Genomic DNA, 17,359 nt, shown 5'->3' on the forward strand with positions numbered 1-17,359 from the left:
TATTTGAGAAATCAGGTTCGGAGGACCAATCAGGCCATGGCAGCGCGGCCGAGGACCTCCGAATGGTCGGAGTGCGGTGACGACTCTCGACGATAGCCGCCCAGGGACTACTCAAGTAGACGTCGTCGTCGCGCTGCTGTTATCGGTCCCCACCTCAGGAGCGATGGAGGTACGACGCACAGGCTCATTGGCATCCGAGAAAGACCAACACCCGTGCTACCAAAAGATTCGCGTACGCCTCTAGAGACGCCGGCGAACACGTAGTCGACACACTTTAGGCCTCGGCAGCCCTGCAAACCGCGTAGCGCAGACACAATGATCCGCGCAGCCGCAACAATACTGACGAAACAAGGAGAACGGGCGATGACTGAACGTCGACCTCTAGTGTTCGGTGCGATTCTGAATGGTGTTGGTGGAGCCGGAGGAGCTGAAGAACTTTGGCAGCATCCCGAAGTGCCGATCGATGCGAGCTCGAATTACGAATGGTACATCTCCCAAGCCGAAGAGTTGGAAGCGGCGCTGTTCGACTTCATCCTCATCACCGACGGCCAACATGTACATGCTAAGTCGCCGCATCATCATTTGAGTCGGTTGGAACCGATCACGCTGCTGTCGGCGATAGCAGCTCGAACCTCTCGAATCGGGTTGGTGGCGACGGTAAGTACCACGTATACGACGCCGTGGGATATTGCGCGGCGCCTTGCTTCGCTGGATCACATCAGTGGTGGGCGTGCCGCTTGGAATATTGTAACGAGTTACGATCCAGGAACTGCGAAGAACTTCGGTCGAAGCGAGCATAGCGACTATGAGGATCGGTATGCCAAGGCGCACGAGTCGGTCGACGTGGTGCGTGGCCTGTGGGACTCATACGAGGATGATGCGTTCGCGTCGTCGAAGAATGCGGATCGGTTTCTGAATCCGTCAAAGCTACATGCATTGGATCACTCCGGCACGTATTTCGATGTCGCAGGCCCGTTGAACATAGCGCGCTCGCCGCAAGGACATCCGGTGCTGGTGCAGGCTGGCGTGTCGGAGCCAGGACGTGAGCTAAACGGTCGTGTTGCGGACGTTGCGTTCAGCTTTGCGACATCGGTTGATTGGGCGGTGTCGTTCGCAGACGATGTGCGTGCGCGCGCAGTCAGTTACGGACGCGATCCCGAGCAGATCATGTTCCTCCCTGCACTCGGAGTGGTAATTTCGGATACAAATGAGGAAGCGGAAGAATTGCATTGGCAAATCATTGATCGCACCCCTTACGAACGGCAGTTCGACCGCTTGCAGCGCCAATATCCGACTATTGACCTGAGCGGACTTGATCCGGAAGGCAGACTGCCAGATTTCGGGATCTCTGCTGTGCAAGCTTCGAACGATCGCTTGATCAACCACGGTCGAAATGAGCGTTGGACAGTGAGAAGGATCGTTCGAGAGTTACAGCTGAACTCGGCCCGGTTTTGGGGTTCGCCAACAACGGTTGCCGATCAGATTCAGCAATGGTACGAGGCTGGAGCCGCTGATGGGTTTGTGCTGTTCGTCGGTGACCCGGAGCAATTTCGACGTTTCGCCGGGGAAGTGGTGCCCGAACTGCAACGCAGAGGAATCTACCGTGCGGAGTACTCGGGACCGACACTACGAGATCAGTTGGGGCTGCCACGCCCTGAGCGGCTCGATCGTGCGACGCCATCGCAATCGAAAGATTTTCGTCAACAGATCGCTTCACTCGACACATGAGCCTCCCTGGAATGTTTTGCTGAGTGTGGCGTCAGATGTAGCCCCAATTGTTAAGAGCGCTCGGATGCTTATCAATTGCGGCTTGTTCGTCACCGTCGATGGCGGCTCCGGCATTGCACTCAATGAGGACGAAATCGTCTCTGCCTTCTCCTGTAGAGACAGCAAATATCCAGGCGCAGCAAGATTCATGCTGGCCGTTGCCGTCCAGCAAGGTGGGCAACGGCTGGACTGCTTCGACACAGTCTTGCCCAGAATCTATAAATGGGACGACGATTTTGCGCCTGATGGCTGGAATTACGACGTCTACAACCGGTATGGCGGGGGGACGTCCGGACGTTGTGTTTATGGCCTATGACCTGACCGCCTTGGACTCGCGATACGTGCAGGGCACAGGACACTATGTGGACTCTCGTACGACGAGGGAATCGACGCCGCTCACGCGCGACTACAGGTGATGAGCGCTTCGGCGGGCGCAAACAGATGCTTCCGAGCGATTGAACTCGCGTGGAGTTGCCCTTCGGCGAGATGGCTGTGAGTTGACGAAACTCGAAATATTCATATTCAATTTTGCTTATCTGGTTGAGCTTTCATCTACGGAAAGGGCCACCCAACGCCTCGCTGAAGGCCGGTCGAGCGCCCCGGAAAATGGACTGTCGATAGCGGCCACCAATCCGGACAACCCTCACGCGTGTCGTGGCTTGTGTGTGGATGGAGCGTCATCCGTTCCCCTCAGTCTGCTCACGTCTGTCGCGGGTAACAGCAAGTATGCTGCTGCCACTGACCCACAGAAACTGGGTCTGCTCGCCACGTCCGGAATGGGTGCGGACCCCCTGTAGCGGGACAGTGAACGCCATACCGCAACTTCTTTCTGAAGCGCTGCGGCAAACTTCCCATCTGGATCAACATCGGCTGGCAGAGTCGAGTGGTTGTCAAACGTGCACTCGAATGCCTCGACGTCGAACTCTCAGAGGCCGGTCGGCCCATCTTGCTCGGCGAGATGGCAGTCGCCGCGGTGGTGCGGGCTGTTGGACTCGCGGGTCGCTCCGGCGCGCTGCCTTGATGACCTGACAGCAGCATAGGGTAGAAGGTCCTCGCAGGACGCGGATGAATCGCCACCGAAAGTATGAGCGGGTCCCCGAAAGGGTTGAACTTTCTCCGGTTTGTGTGACTTCGAGTACTACTGGTCGGTAGCCTTCGCTCCGAGCACGCAGATGTGACTCACGACATATCGACGATCGTGATCTCGCGGTGTGTCGATTCCATGCCTGAGGAGCCCAATGTCCAAGAATGCCTTGAGAACCCGAGTTGCCCCCACTATGGCGATCGCTGCAGCCCTTGCATTGATAGGAGGCGGGATCGCCACCGCAGAGGAGAATTCCTCGCTCGGTTCGTCCGGTACACCCACCGCTACTCCTTTGACGTTCGACGGGTGGTCGTCATGCCCCGTCGAAGACCTCGACGTTGCGACCTGCGCAACCGTCGTGGTGCGCGGCGGTTCGATGAAAATCGGGGGACTGACCGTGCCCGTCCCCGACGGCGGACTGAAGATCGCCGGCGGAGTCAAGTACGCCACCCAACCCGACGGCAGCTTCGTCGAAACCTTCGTCCCCAAGCCGGACGGCCGCAACGGGGTGTACTCGAACCCAATCTCCGTCCCGGGTGGCGCCATCGGAATCGACACTCCACTGAATCTGACCCAGATCACCGCAACAGTCGAAGCTGTTGGGCTACCGAACATCAAGGTGCTCGATCAAGAGCTGACGATGCCGGTACGACTGAAACTGTCGAACTCGTTGTTGGGTAACAACTGCTATCTCGGCTCCACAGCGAACCCGATCAACCTGCACCTCACCACCACCGGTAACCCGCCCTCGGAGCCCATCGGCGAATATCCCGGAGCAGTGTTCCCTGCCGTTCAGCACACCGACAATCTCTTCGCAGCGCCCGCCGCCAGCGGATGCGGGGTCTTCGGTGCACTCAACTGGGCGGTGAACCTGCGAGCAGGAACCCCCTCGGCCAGCGGAAAGAACTCTCTGACCACTTCCAGCGACGTCTACACCGTCGCCGCGCGCAAGGTACGACCGCCGGCAGCTTCCGCTGCGCAGGCAGCCGAACCTGCAGCTGTGGCGCAGATGGGAGCCGCCGGGTAGAGATCACACCCGCCTGAATTTCTTTCGACTGACGGTTCACCCCAAAGGTATTCGACAGAAAGGCACATCACATGTCATCACGCACAATGCTCGGCAAGGCCCCCGCGATCGTCGGGGCAGCAGCCGCATTGACCCTCGCTGCATCCGGGATCGCAGCAGCGTCCACCACGATCAGCCCCGCCACAGCCACTCCGGTGACGGCCACCAGCAGTGGGCTCAGTTTCGTGACAACCGGCGGTCTCGAGTTGTACTGCACCAGCGTCAGCGGAACCGGAACCACCCCTGCAGCGCCCGGTAACGTGAACTCCGGAACAGGCGGCATCAACATCAACATCGCCAGCGTGGCACTGTCCGGATGTGACCTCGAAGGTGTGCCGGCAACGATCACCACGTCCGGTTCCTGGGCTCTGAACGTCAACGCCGACAGCGGATCACCGATGGGAAGTATCAAAATCCCCAACGGCGGAGCCCACGTAGTCGCTGGTAGCTGCGTCATCGACGTCACCGCCAGCACCGCCGGCCCCGTCCCCTACAACAACACAACCCACACCGTCACCGCCAACAACACCGGAACGGTGAACTTCACCTCCAACGGCGGAAGCGCATCCTGCCCTGCAGCAGGAGCCGGAACAGCGAAGATGACCGGAGCGCTCAAGTTCAACTCCACGCCCGGCATCACCGTCACTCCCTGACCCGGAATGTAGTTGCATCACAGTCACACCCACCTTTCGGTAACACTGCGGGTGGGTGTGACTGCTCTCCGTGGCTCCACCACTTAGACCCGCTCCCGTGGGAGTCGATCCGCCTGAGAGACATGGAGCTACATCGACCACCAACCTCGGGCAGAAAACCTCCCTAGACGAACACCACATAGGGAACCCGGGCGGCGTCGCTGGTTCGGCGTACTCCACCGATCCGGGGCAGCTCAATCCGTCCCTCGACGACCTGACGTCGTACTTCGCCCATCGCGCACCCCTGTCATCGGCGGCAGCTACCCATCATTTAGTGCAGTTAAACAGGACTGATGGACAGTGGCTCTGTTGTGTGAAGATTCACGCCACCACGGGCGACGGTAAGACAGGCTTGGACCTATGAATGACGATGAGTTCAGGGGCACGTGGAGTCAGGGGCACGTGCCGCAAAAGAAGCACAGGGAACGTCGCGGCACACCTTTCTTGGTGTTGTGTTGCGCTCTGCATCGTTCATAACCTCGCAATAGGCGAACCGAGCTTGTCGACAAGTTAGGTTTGACGGGAACATCCGCGAAGCGGGTGCGTGCGTGAGCTTGTGCGGGTTCCGGCGCGTCGAGGAGGTGAGGTCGGTGTCGAGAGTTCGCACGGGGGAATCCGTTCTCGCTCGTGGCGTGCGGGTCATCGAGTCCTTCGGTGTCGGTGATGTCAGTCTGACCGTCTCCGACATCGCGCGTCGTTCCGGTCTGCATGTCGCGACCGCTTCGCGTTTGATTCACGAGCTCGTGGGTTTCGGATGGTTGGAGCGGGATGGCCGACGCGTGCGCATCGGCGTCAGGCTGTGGGAGGTCGCCTCCCGCGCGTCGTCGACTGTGGGGCTTCGCGAGGCCGCGATGCCGTTCATGGAGGACTTGCACGCGGTCGTCGGACAGCACACGCAGCTCGCTGTCCTCGAGGCTGACGAGGTGTTGTTCGTCGAGCGCTTAACGGCACCGGGCGCGGCGGTGAACTACACCCGGATAGCGGGTCGCTTGCCGCTGCATGCCTCGTCCTCCGGGCTGGTTCTGTTGGCGCACAGCGCCCTTGAGGTTCAAGATCGCATCTTGCGAAGCGAACTGCATGCCTACACCGACAAAACAATTCGAACTTCTCGCCAGTTGCGGACAGCGCTGGCGGAGGTTCGTCGGCAGGATTTCGCGTTCTGCGCTGGCCACATCTATCCGGAGACGACGGGTATCGCCGTTCCCGTCCGAGACTCGAACGTCGTCGTGGCGGCGGTGGCGCTCGTAGTCCCCAACGATGACCAGGCACGTACCTGGATACCCGCCTTGCAAGCGGCAGCTCGGGGCATCACGCGTGTGATGGCCACCATATCGTTCCCTCGAAGTGAGTATGAACATAAATACTCTCTCAATGATTGAGAAATCGATAGCTCTGGTGTGGGCGCAGCAGCAATCCTCGAATCATCAGGAATCGAGGAGGTACCGCCATGGCATACAGCACGGCAATCCCCGGCGCGCGCGCCGACCGAACCAGCACGGCAGCGGACTGCGCATTGAGGCTGACAGCGAAAACGCCCGCCTCGGATGGGGTAGTCGCCCTGACGCTCGAACACCCGGACGGTAAGCGTCTGCCCGATTGGGCACCCGGCGCCCACATCGATCTGATGCTCCCCTCCGGCATCACTCGACAGTATTCGTTGTGTGGGGACCGTTGGAATCCCAACAGCTACCGGGTCGGTGTTCTTCGGGAATCAGCGGGACGCGGTGGTTCTGTTTTCGTCCACGACGTCTTGGAAGTAGGTGATCTGGTGGGTGTCGGCGGGCCGCGGAACAACTTTCCCATGGTCCCGGCTCCGAAGTACCTCTTCATCGCTGGCGGCATCGGAATCACACCTCTCCTCCCGATGATCGCTCAGGCGGAGAAGTTGCACGCCGAATGGAAGCTGTTGTACGGAGGGCGAACCCGCGCTTCGATGGCCTTCGCCGACGAGCTCGCCGTGTACGGTGACCGGGTTGTCCTCGCCCCCTTCGACGAGGTGGGCAAGCTCGATCTGCCCTCGTACCTGCATGCAGCCGGCGAGAAAGAGGCGAAGGTCTACGTATGCGGCCCGGGCGGTCTCCTGGCCGCAGTAGAGCGCTACTGCACCTCGTGGCCTGTCGGAAATCTGCGCACCGAACGCTTCGTCCCCAAGGAGCAATCAGGTCCCGCGCGGACCGATCCCTTCGACGTCGAGCTTGCCCGTAGCCAGGTCACGGTGACTGTCCCTGCGCACGGCACGGTCCTCGATGCAGTGCGAGAGGTGGGAGTCAACATTCTCTCGTCCTGCCGCCAAGGGACGTGCGGGACCTGCGAAACGACCGTGCTCTCAGGCAAACCGGACCACCGCGATTCCATCCTCGATGACGACGAGCGCGCTGCGGCCGACTGCATGTTCATCTGCGTTTCCAGATCGTGCTCCGATCGCCTTGTACTCGACCTTTGATGCCGTGCCACCCGAAGGACTTCTGATGACTCCGTTCGCTTCTACTCGAGACCTCCCGGTCAGCCGAACCGATCCGTTCGATCTTGACATTCTCGAGGACCCACATTCGTTCCATGCCGCGCTACGCGATGCGGGGCCGGTGGTATATCTCGAGCAACGCGAAGTTTTCGGTATGGCGCAATACGAGCACGTGCACGCTGCGTTGACCGACTGGCAGGGGTTCCAATCCGCTGCGGGCGTCGGTCTGAGCAATTTTCGGTACGAAAAGCCTTGGCGGCCACCGAGTCTGCTTCTCGAGACCGACCCGCCGCATCACGATGCGCCCCGCGCTGTGTTGAGCAAGGTCCTCGGACCGCGGGCACTGACGAAACTGCGTGATTCCTGGTTCAGTGACGCCCGGTGCCTCGTCGACCGGGTTCTCGACTCCGGAACCGAGTTCGATGCCGTTGCAGAACTCGCGTCGACGTTTCCTCTGCGCGTTTTTCCCGATGCCGTGGGAATTTCGAACGCAGGGAGAGAGAATCTACTGCCGTACGGCGACCATCTTTTCAACGCCTTCGGACCGTCGAACTCGCTGGTGTCGAAGGGGACGCCCCGTGTCGCGGAGCTCTCCACGTGGGTCAATGTTCAATGCTCGCGAGATTCGTTGTCCACTGACGGATTTGGAGCGCAGATCTGGTCTGCAGCGGACCGCGGCGACATCACCGCCGAGCAAGCCCCCTTGGTCGTGCGTTCGCTGCTCTCGGCCGGCGTCGACACCACAGTCAACGGTCTAGCTGCGGTCCTGTTCGCCTTTGCTACCAACCCCGACCAATGGGCGCGGCTGCGGACCGACCCGCTTGCTTTCGCCCGACCCGCGTTCGACGAGGCCGTGCGCTGGGAATCGCCCGTACAAACGTTCTTCAGAACCGCCACCCACGACATCGAAGTCGGGGGAGTTGTCATCCCCGACGGTCACAAGATCCTCATGTTCCTCGGTTCCGCCAACCGGGATCCCCTGCGGTGGGAGCGCCCCGATGTCTTCGATATCACCCGCGATCCGTCGGGCCACGTCGGGTACGGCATGGGCATTCATCAGTGCGTCGGTCAACATGTCGCTCGCCTCGAGGCCGAAGCCCTCCTAACGGCCCTGGCCGCTCGGGTGGCGACCATCGAGCCCATCGAGCCGCCGACTCGTCACCTCAACAACACCCTGAGATCATGGAAATCGATGCCCCTTCGCGTGCAGCTGGCCTGAACACCGCAGCGTATTCCGTCCATGACCATCACCCGTCGGAGCTTTCTGTGCCGAATGTGATGACATCGGAAGGCGTTGTGGCGGTACGTGTATCGAGCCGTGTACGTGGCCGCGTCCATGTCGACGTTGCAATCGAACTTCGTCCCACCCGGACCCGGATGGAAGGCGCGCATCGAACTCGACCACATGGCATTGGATACGTGCCCTTGTCGTGAGGCGAATTGGTCACGCCCCGATCGACCCGGGCGGACATCGGCGGCTCGATGTCGAGGGGTACCTGTGGCTCCTGGCTGGTGATCAGTCGTCGTAGCGGCCGCATTGCCACCGTGGTCGCGTAGTCCGAGGCGGCGTGCGATCACCTCGCCGATCGTCGCGGGCCGACTGCTCGACGCCCAGTGGGCGCAGGGAACGAGATACCACGTATTCGCCGTCCCGCTGCTCGCCGGCACGGTTGCCCTTCGCTATGCGGAGCAGGCGCCCGGTTCTGACGGATAATGCCGGCCGATCCCGCCGAAACACGCAAGCAACGGAACAGATTTCACGCTGAATCCGACCGCAGCGGGGAAGGGCTCTTGCATCAACCGTTATAAGTCAGACTGATACTTATCATAAGTGAAATTTGTTTGACTGATCCCCGGGGCAGGATCGAGAGTGGTTGTCATCACATTCGCGTCAACCGAAAGCCGATTTCCTGTGGATATCTCCTCCCTTCCCGCCCCTTCGTTCGCGCTGGGCACCGCATCGATTCGCGGCGCCCAGCACGCCGTCGTCCTGGCTGCCGGCCGCCTTCTCGACCTCGATTCCGTCGCGCCGGCTCTGAACCTGAGCCAACCCGTCAGTACCCGCGACATCCTCGACGATTGGAATCGTCTGCTGCCGTTGCTGAAGTCGCTCGCAGTGTCCGGAGAAGGCGAGTGGAGCGACCTGGACGGCGCGACCGTTCTCGCTCCGATCGAACCGCGCCAGATCCTGCAGGCAGGCGCCAACTACCGCACACACGTCATCGACCTGGCGGTCAAGCACACCGATCCGTCCGACGACCGCTCCGAGGAGCAGGTCCGAGCCGACGTCGCCGCCATGATGGACAGCCGCGCGGCAGAGGGGGAACCGTACTTCTTCGTCGGGCTTCCCTCCGCTGTGACGGGCCCTTACGACACCGTCGCACTGCCATCGGGCACGCACAAGAACGACTGGGAGCTCGAACTCGTCGCCGTCGTCGGAAAGCCTGCCTACCGGCTCTCGCGTACCGAAGCGTTGGGGGCCGTCGCGGGCTACACCATCGCCAACGACCTCACCACTCGTGAACTCGTCTTCCGCAAGGACATGCCGGAAATCGGAACCGACTGGCTCCGAGCGAAGAACGCCCCCGGATTCCTTCCGCTCGGACCGTGGATCGTGCCCAAGGAAGACGCCGGCGACGTCTCCGAGATGCGCCTGACCCTCAAGCTCGACGGCAAGACCATGCAGGATGAGTCCGCCAAGGACATGTTGTTCGATGTCGCGGCGTTGGTCTCCGCCGTGTCGCAGACAGTGCAGCTGTACCCGGGCGACCTCATCCTCACGGGCAGCCCGGCCGGCAACGGCATGCACTGGGGACGGCTACTGCAGGACGGCGACGTCATGACGTCGACCATCACCGGTCTCGGCTTCCAGCGCACCCCCGTGGTGGGTGCGTCATGACCTCGATTCTCGTGATCGGTGGCGGTATCGCAGGATCCGCTGCCGCCATCGCACTCGCGGCGGGTGGGGCATCGGTGGACCTTGTCGAAGCGACGCCGCGTGCGAACGCCACTGGATCCGGAATCACATTGCAGGGAAACGCCCTTCGCGTGTTTCGAGACCTGGGTGTTCTCGACGAGGTACTCGAACACGGCTACAGCTTCGACACGCTCGGCATCCGAGCTCCCGACCTTAACGGCACGCTGCTGGTGGAAATGGCCGACGCCCGAACCGGAGGACCGGATCTGCCGGCAGGCATGGGTATGGAACGGCCGGTGCTGGCGGGCATCCTGCATGATGCCGCCGAACGTGCCGGAGCGAAGCTACGCTTTGGTGTCGCAGCAACCGACATGACCCAGGACGACGGCGGAGTGTCGGTGACGTTCTCGGACAACACGTCGGGGCGCTACGACGTGGTGGTCGGCGCGGACGGAGTCCGATCGTGGACACGGAAGGCACTCGGAATCAACCTGACGCCCCGCCCGACCGGAATGGGAATATGGCGGCTCGTCGGACCGCGGCCAGACAGCATCACCCGCACCGACCTGATCTACGGCGGAGCGGGTTACATCGCCGGCTACTGCCCCACCGGCGAGAACTCGCTGTACGCCTACATCGTCGAGGATGCCCAGGACCGCAGTGCGCTCACCCCCGAGGAACGGCTTGCCGTCATCAAGGGCCTAGCGGAGAACTATCACGGACCGTGGGACGACATCAAGGTGAACATCGACGATCCGGCGGCGATCAACTACACCTGGTTCGAAACGCATGTCCTCGAAGGCAGGTGGCATCGAGGGCGCATCGTGCTCATTGGAGACGCTGCGCACTGTTGCCCTCCCACCGTCGCTCAGGGCGGTGCTCAGGGCCTTGAGGATGCGATCGTGCTCGCCGAAATGGTGCTCGGCAGCGACGACCTCGACAGCTCACTGCGTGACGACAGCCTGCTCGACGCGTTTGCCGCGCGCCGGCTCCCTCGTGCCCGCACCGTCGTCGAGGCCTCCGTGCAGATCGGGACCTGGATGCTCGAACGCGATGCCGATGCGGACGTACCGGGACTGATGGGCCGCGTCGCCGGACTCGTGAGCGTGGCACCGTGACCGGGCAGATCGTGGACGTGCATGCGCATGCCATCGTGCCTGAGATCGAAGCCGCAGTCGCCGGTCAGCCAGGTCTCGACAAGCACCGCGCGCTGGACGCTCGACGCAACGGGGCGGAATCGGTCGCCGTGTCGGGGAAAATGTTCGGCGCTCGTATCCCGCAGTTGACCGACGTGAACCGGAGGCTGGCCGATATGGATGCCGCCGGGGTCGACGTCCAGGTGGTATCCCCGTCACCATCGCAGTATCACTACTGGGCCGATCCCGAACTGGCGCAAGTCGTGACGTCGAGCGCCAACCGCGGCATCGCGGCGCTCGTCGCGGAGGAACCGTCGCGCCTTGTCGGACTCGGGCTTGTTCCGCTGCAGCACCCCGACGAGATGGTTGCGGCGTTGGATGACGCAGTTCTCGCATGTGGGCTCGCGGGCGTCGAGATATCGTCATTCGCGCCGGGCGTCGAACTGGCCGACGAGCGACTCGAACCGTTCTGGACGCGTGCCGCCGAACTCGGGGCGATCGTGTTCCTACATCCATTCGGGTGCTCACTCGACGAGCGGCTCGACCGCTTCTATCTGTCCAACACCGTGGGTCAGCCGGCGGAGAACGCAGTCGCGTTGTCGCACATCATCTTTTCCGGAGTTCTCGACCGGCACCCGGCGCTGAAGATCGTCGCGGCGCACGGCGGGGGATACCTGCCCACGTATCTCGGACGCTCCGATCATGCATGGGAGGTCCGTCCCGAAGCGCGACGGTGCGCAGATCGCCCGAGCAGCTACCTGGCCCGCATCACCTTCGACTCGTTGGTCCACGGCCCCGGCGCGTTGCGCACGCTCGTCGATGCAGTCGGAGCGGAGTCGGTGGTGCTCGGTTCGGACTACCCGTTCGACATGGGTAACGAAGACCCCGTTTCGGAGGTTCACGCGGCCGGTTTGTCCGAGTCCGTCACCCGTTCCATTCTCGGCGACAATGCTGCCCGGTTGGGCCTGTCGCCGGCAGCCCGAGGAGTTCTTTCATGAGCTACGCATTCACACACCTGCGCCACGTAGACCTGGCGGTGCCCGACTATCGGCAACAGGTCGACTTCTACACCAACCATTGGGGATTGACCGAGGTGGGAACCGACGGCGCCGTCACCTACCTCGCAGCCGAAGGGTCTCCCGAGCAATACGTCGTCCGTATCCGCAAGGCCACCCACAAGCGGCTCGACCTGGTCTCCTACGGCATGGCCGATTCCGCCGGTGTCGACGCGCTGGCCGAGCGCCTCGGCGCGGGAGGGGTGCAGCTGATCGGCGAACCCGGCACGCTGCAGACCATGGGCGGCGGCTACGGCTTCCGGTTCTTCGACGTCGACGGCCGCACCATCGAGGTGTCGGCAGAGGTGTCCGTCCGGCAGCACCGCAAGATCGAGGAAGGCGAGTCGATCCCGGTCAAGCTCTCGCACGTGGTCCTCAACTCGCCGGACCCGGAAACCACGGTTGCGTTCTACGACAAGTGGTTCGGCTTCAAGCTCTCCGACACCCTGACCCATCCGCACATGGGCAAGATGATGTGGTTCCTGCGTACCAACGCCCAGCACCACAGCATGGCGGTCGCCAGGGGACCGCACGTCTCACTCCACCATGCCTCCTTCGAACTCCGCGGGCTCGACGAGTACATGCGGGGAACCGGCCGAATGTTGCGCGCCGGCGTCGAGAAGATCTGGGGACCGGGACGTCACACCGCCGGAAATAACACGTTCTCCTACTTCCTGGACCCCAACGGCAACACCATGGAATACACCACCGAGCTCGAGACGCTCGACGAGGACACGTGGCACCCGTCGTTGCTCGATTTCACGCAGCCCGAGGTGGCCGATCAGTGGGGCACAGCCAATGCGATGAACGAATTCGTCGCCGCCAGATCGTTCAACGACCCGGACAAGGGACTGTTCGTCCCGCCTCCGGTGTGACCCGAGAAGAAGAAAGGTAGATCAGGTGGACACACACAATGCCCGCGCCGAAATCGGTGCCCCCGCGCGTTCCGAGTTGCTCGCAAATTGGAGGGTTCTCGCGTTCGCGACGGTGGGGGCGGGACTGGGGTTCAGCGCCCTGGGATACACCCTGGGACCGTTGATCGTCCCCCTGCAAAACGAATTCGGCTGGGGTAGAGGGCAGATCACCCTCGCCAGCCTGTGGAGCTCGCTCGGAATGGCCGTCGCGCTGCCGTTCGTCGGCCCGCTCCTGGACCGATTCGGCGTCAAGCACGTTGCTGCGGTCTCGCTTCCGCTGTTCGCGCTGACTGTCTTCGCGCTCAGTCGCTTCAGCGGCGGGCTTGCGTTCTTCCTTGTTCTGTATGGAATTACGGGTGTATTCGGCGTCGGAACCTCGGCCGTCACCTACGCCAAGGCCGTGGTCGAACGCTTCGATCGTCGGCGCGGTCTGGCCCTGGGCATCATGGCAACCGGCCTCGGCTTGGCGGGGCTGGGGTTACCACCCCTCATGGCGGCCGTCATCGCGTCGGGAGGTTGGAGGAACGCGTATCTGACGCTTGCACTGCTGGCGCTCGTGCCGCTGATTCTCCTGGCGTTTACCAAGTTCGACTCTCCCTCAAAGGGCGCTGGCGCAACGACTCTCGTCGACCCCGACCTTGCCCCCAGCGTCAGGCAGTCACTGGCGACGCGTGAATTCTGGACTCTCGCCGTCTCGTTCTTCCTGCTCGGCTGGGCGCTGCTCAGCATGGTTCCACATTTCATCCCGATGCTCATCGACACCGGTGTCGACCCGGTCAGAGCCGCACTGCTCGCGTCGTTCGTCGGCGTCGGAACCGTCGTCGGTCGCCCGGTCCTCGGGTGGCTGATCGACCGGTACTACGCCACGCACATAGCCATTCCGATGTTCGTCGCCGCCGCGCTCGGCTGTGTTCTGCTGCTCGCCGGAGGCGCATCCTTTGCGCCCCTCACAGCACTGCTCATAGGGATCGGGTTCGGCGCGGAGATCGACCTCATGTCCTACCTGAGCTCGAAGTACATACACCCACTCAACTTCGGAGCGCTCTACAGCTACATCTACAGCGCGTTCATGATCGGCTCCGCCATCGGTCCGGTCGTTGCCGGCTACCTGTTCGACAGCACAGACTCCTACCGCACAGCGCTCGTCATCGCCGCGGCATTCCTGTGCCTAGGATCGCTCACACTCGCGTCCCTGCCCCGATACGACCGGGGAGCCCCGCGCACCGTCGCGCGCGAAACCGAAGCACTCCCTATGGAAAGGTCTGTATGAAATTCGCAACGTGCATCCACGAGGGCCGCGAGAAGGCCGTCGTAGTGCAGGAGGACGCAGTCCATCCACTCGAGATCACAATGCGTGAACTCGTCGACGGCGGTTTGGGCAAAGCACTCGAGCTGGGGGCAGAGGCGCTCCGGAAGCCCGGATTCTCGCTCGACGACGTGGCACTGTGCGCGCCGTTGCAACCGTCGACCATGCGTGATTTCGTCGCCTTCGAGGAACACGTCGAGGGCGTGCGGCGCAGTATGGACGGGGGCAGCGGTGTCGTCGACGCGTGGTACGAGGCGCCCCGCTTCTACTTCACCAACCCGTACACCGTCAGCGGCCCGAACGCAGTGATCCGGCCTCCGGCTGCGTGCAAGACACTCGACTTCGAGATGGAAGTTGCTGCAGTGGTGAGCAAGTCGGGTTCGAGCCTGTCGGTCGAGGAGGCACGCGATCACATCTTCGGCTACACGATCCTCAACGACTGGTCGGCGCGCGACATACAGCGACGCGAAATGCAGGTCAGTCTGGGTCCGGCGAAGGGGAAGGACTTCGCGAACACCCTGGGCCCGTGGATCGTCACTGCCGATGAGTTCGACGACTACCGCGACGGCGACGGCTTCCTCGACGTGTCCTGCACCGTGACGGTGAACGGCGAGGAGGTCGGCCGCGATTCACTGGCCAACATGGGGTGGACGTTCGAATCTCTCGTCGCGTACGCCTCGCGTGATTCCTGGGTCCACTCCGGCGACGTTCTGGGAAGTGGGACTACCGGCAACGGAGGCTGTCTCGCGGAACTGTGGGGCCGGCGTGGCGAGCAGTCACCGCCGCCGCTGCGAGTCGGAGACGTCGTGACCATCACGGTCGAGGGTATCGGCTCGCTCACCAACACAGTCGGCGACGGTCGTCCGTCGCCGGAGGTCCCACCAGCTCGGCGCGTCGACCACGCGGCGATCCGTAACTCTCGGAAGGCACTGTCATGACCACCTCATCCGTCACGGCGGCACTCGATCGCACCGACCCGGAAGGTGAAATCGCGAAATCGGTTCGTAGGAATTCGAACTGGGGACGGTGGGGCGACGACGACGTTCGCGGCACGATGAACTTCCTCACCGACGACGTGCGTGCTGCTGCAGGCTCGCTGATCAGGCGCGGTACGTCGTTCTCGCTCTCACAGAGTTTCGATATGGAAGGCCCGCAGAAGGGGTGGCGGCGACGCACCAACCCGGTCCACACCATGCTCGACACCGGAACCGACGCTGCCGCCGGCGTCCAGGGCTTCCCACATGGACTCGGCGGCGCCGACGACGTCGTCTCCATGCCGCTGCAGTGCTCCACTCAGTGGGACGGGTTGGGTCACATTTTCGATCACGGCCGGGCATGGAACGGGCGTCCCGCCGGCGAGGTCGTCACGTCCGCTGGTGACGGGGTGACCGGCATCGAGACGGTCGCGAACGGCATCGTCGGTCGCGGAGTGCTGCTGGACGTCGGTAGGCGATTCGGGGACGACAGGGAGCTGCCCGACGGGTTCGCCATCACTACCGAGCATCTCGTAGCGACGATCGAAAGCCAGGGAGCCTCATCTGAGGTTCGGCGCGGCGACATGGTTCTGGTGCGCACCGGCCAGCTCACGCGTGTGCGACGTGACGGGTGGGGCGACTACGCCGGAGGTGCGGCGCCGGGATTGTCGTTCACCACCGCGGATTGGTTGCACGACAGTGAGATTGCCGCGATCGCGACCGACACGTGGGGTTTCGAAGTCCGGCCAAATGAGTTCGATGTGGCGTTTCAGCCCCTGCACCAGGTCGCGATTCCCAACATCGGGTTGTTTCTCGGGGAGATGTGGGATCTGGATTCGCTCGCGGCCGACTGCGCATCCGACGGGGTCTTCGAGTTCTTCCTCACCGCGTCGCCCATCCCCGTGACCGGCGCCGTGGGCGCGCCCGTCAACCCCATCGCCGTGAAATAGTTGGGTCTACGGTTCACCGCCGGTGGACATCGACGCTGCCAGCGAGACGATGTCGCGCAGAAATGCGTGTTCGGGATCGCGGTCGTAGACCGGATGCCACCACATCGCTTCGACCAGCTCACCGATGTCCACCGGGCACTGCATCGTTCGGATGCCCGCGTCCAGAGGCAATAGCTGCACCAGCCTTTCCTGAAGGATCGCGATGCGGTTGCTGCCCGCCACCAGGTTCGGGACCGAGAGGAAACTTTCGGTGACGACCTGGACGTGGGGTTCGATACCGTGCATTCGCAGTTGGCGCGTCGCAGGCGTCGACGCTGTCTGTCCATGAAAAACGACTACCCACGGGAATGTCACGAGGTCATCTACCGTCAGAACTTCGTCGATGTGCACATTGTCGGTCGACGCCACGACGACCCACCTGTCGCGGTAGAGGTCGTGGTGGGGAAGGTCGGTGACGAAACCGTGTGGCACCAGCATTAGATCGGTTCCGAGCAGTGTGTGTTCGGCTCGGCCGACAAGGTCCGGTCCGGTCGGTCGAAAGCGTAGTCGTGCCCGCGGGGCGGCGTCGGTGAACAATCGCGTGAGGGTGTCTCCGAGGACGGTCAGACCGTAATCGCTGACCAGGACCGTGAATTCGCGTGTCGAATCGACTGCCTGGAACTCTGGTTGCGCGGAGAACACGCGAGCAACGCCTTCCAAGGCGAGGCGGGTGCGCTGGCGGAGCTCAGCAGCCAGCGGAGTGAGCCGGTACTCGTTGCCGACGCGATAGAGCAATTCGTCACCGAAGTGCCGGCGCAGACGAGCAAGGGCAGCCGAGAGTGCTGGTTGACTCAACCCCAACTGACGAGCCGCTTTCGTCACACTCCGGTGCTGCAAGAGAGCATCGAGTGAGACAAGCAAATTGAGGTCCAGGTTCGCAACATTACCGACTTCACGCACTAAGCGAAGGTAGCGCGTTTCTGTTCGTCAGTGGTGGTTCACCGCGCATTGCCGTCCTGCGAGTACTCGGTGCTATCGGCCTTTGCCGTCGATAGTAA

At 62.5% G+C, this 17,359-nt stretch carries 16 protein-coding genes; 15 read left to right on the forward strand and 1 reads right to left on the reverse strand.

Annotation, left to right across the window (positions count from 1 at the left end; translation table 11 throughout):
• The first annotated feature begins 363 nt into the window (after positions 1 to 363).
• From R4P70_RS21385 to R4P70_RS21455, 15 genes are all read left to right on the forward strand, one after another.
• The gene (locus R4P70_RS21385) at positions 364 to 1,728 is read left to right on the forward strand and encodes an NtaA/DmoA family FMN-dependent monooxygenase (protein WP_317831664.1); all 1,365 of its coding nucleotides are present in this window, start codon (positions 364 to 366) and stop codon (positions 1,726 to 1,728) included.
• Between the two features lie 82 nt (positions 1,729 to 1,810).
• The gene (locus tag R4P70_RS21390) at positions 1,811 to 2,083 is read left to right on the forward strand and encodes a hypothetical protein (RefSeq protein WP_317831666.1); all 273 of its coding nucleotides are present in this window, start codon (positions 1,811 to 1,813) and stop codon (positions 2,081 to 2,083) included.
• Between the two features lie 567 nt (positions 2,084 to 2,650).
• Positions 2,651 to 2,788 carry a hypothetical protein gene (locus R4P70_RS21395; protein ID WP_317831668.1) on the forward strand — a complete coding sequence of 46 codons (138 nt, stop codon included), beginning with the start codon at positions 2,651 to 2,653 and terminating at the stop codon, positions 2,786 to 2,788.
• 217 nt (positions 2,789 to 3,005) lie between these two features.
• Positions 3,006 to 3,878: a hypothetical protein gene (locus R4P70_RS21400; protein ID WP_256065133.1), complete on the forward strand. Its 873-nt coding sequence runs from the start codon at positions 3,006 to 3,008 to the stop codon at positions 3,876 to 3,878.
• Positions 3,879 to 3,949: 71 nt separating this feature from the next.
• Complete coding sequence (locus R4P70_RS21405; protein WP_317831671.1) at positions 3,950 to 4,570, forward strand: hypothetical protein; 621 nt, start codon at positions 3,950 to 3,952, stop codon at positions 4,568 to 4,570.
• A 629-nt stretch (positions 4,571 to 5,199) separates the two neighbouring features.
• The gene (locus tag R4P70_RS21410; protein WP_099697724.1) at positions 5,200 to 5,988 is read left to right on the forward strand and encodes an IclR family transcriptional regulator; all 789 of its coding nucleotides are present in this window, start codon (positions 5,200 to 5,202) and stop codon (positions 5,986 to 5,988) included.
• Positions 5,989 to 6,056: 68 nt separating this feature from the next.
• Positions 6,057 to 7,052, forward strand: a complete 996-nt coding sequence (locus R4P70_RS21415) for a PDR/VanB family oxidoreductase (protein ID WP_317831675.1) — start codon at positions 6,057 to 6,059, stop codon at positions 7,050 to 7,052.
• Between the two features lie 25 nt (positions 7,053 to 7,077).
• Complete coding sequence (locus R4P70_RS21420) at positions 7,078 to 8,289, forward strand: cytochrome P450 (RefSeq protein WP_099697723.1); 1,212 nt, start codon at positions 7,078 to 7,080, stop codon at positions 8,287 to 8,289.
• Positions 8,290 to 8,940: 651 nt separating this feature from the next.
• The gene (locus tag R4P70_RS21425) at positions 8,941 to 9,969 is read left to right on the forward strand and encodes a fumarylacetoacetate hydrolase family protein (protein WP_317831678.1); all 1,029 of its coding nucleotides are present in this window, start codon (positions 8,941 to 8,943) and stop codon (positions 9,967 to 9,969) included.
• Entirely contained in the window at positions 9,966 to 11,105 is a 1,140-nt protein-coding gene (locus tag R4P70_RS21430; protein WP_099697722.1) for an FAD-dependent monooxygenase, read from the forward strand. The genes R4P70_RS21425 and R4P70_RS21430 overlap by 4 nt, the downstream gene beginning before the upstream one ends.
• A complete protein-coding gene (locus R4P70_RS21435) occupies positions 11,102 to 12,121 on the forward strand; it encodes an amidohydrolase family protein (protein ID WP_099697721.1) in 1,020 nt (339 codons plus the stop codon). Before R4P70_RS21430 ends, R4P70_RS21435 begins: the two co-directional genes overlap by 4 nt.
• Positions 12,118 to 13,053, forward strand: coding sequence for a VOC family protein (locus R4P70_RS21440; protein ID WP_099697720.1), 936 nt, complete (start codon positions 12,118 to 12,120; stop codon positions 13,051 to 13,053). The genes R4P70_RS21435 and R4P70_RS21440 overlap by 4 nt, the downstream gene beginning before the upstream one ends.
• 25 nt (positions 13,054 to 13,078) lie before the next feature.
• Complete coding sequence (locus tag R4P70_RS21445) at positions 13,079 to 14,362, forward strand: MFS transporter (protein ID WP_099697719.1); 1,284 nt, start codon at positions 13,079 to 13,081, stop codon at positions 14,360 to 14,362.
• Positions 14,359 to 15,336, forward strand: coding sequence for a fumarylacetoacetate hydrolase family protein (locus tag R4P70_RS21450; RefSeq protein WP_099697718.1), 978 nt, complete (start codon positions 14,359 to 14,361; stop codon positions 15,334 to 15,336). Before R4P70_RS21445 ends, R4P70_RS21450 begins: the two co-directional genes overlap by 4 nt.
• Positions 15,333 to 16,322, forward strand: coding sequence for a cyclase family protein (locus R4P70_RS21455; protein ID WP_099697717.1), 990 nt, complete (start codon positions 15,333 to 15,335; stop codon positions 16,320 to 16,322). Before R4P70_RS21450 ends, R4P70_RS21455 begins: the two co-directional genes overlap by 4 nt.
• A 6-nt stretch (positions 16,323 to 16,328) precedes the next feature.
• Here the strand turns inward: R4P70_RS21455 and R4P70_RS21460 are convergent, their stop codons facing one another.
• The gene (locus R4P70_RS21460) at positions 16,329 to 17,261 is read right to left on the reverse strand and encodes a LysR family transcriptional regulator (protein WP_099697716.1); all 933 of its coding nucleotides are present in this window, start codon (positions 17,259 to 17,261) and stop codon (positions 16,329 to 16,331) included.
• Between the last annotated feature and the right edge of the window lie 98 nt (positions 17,262 to 17,359).

Source organism: Rhodococcus sp. IEGM 1241, assembly GCF_033142365.1.
Classification (GTDB): Bacteria; Actinomycetota; Actinomycetes; order Mycobacteriales; family Mycobacteriaceae; genus Rhodococcus_F; species Rhodococcus_F erythropolis.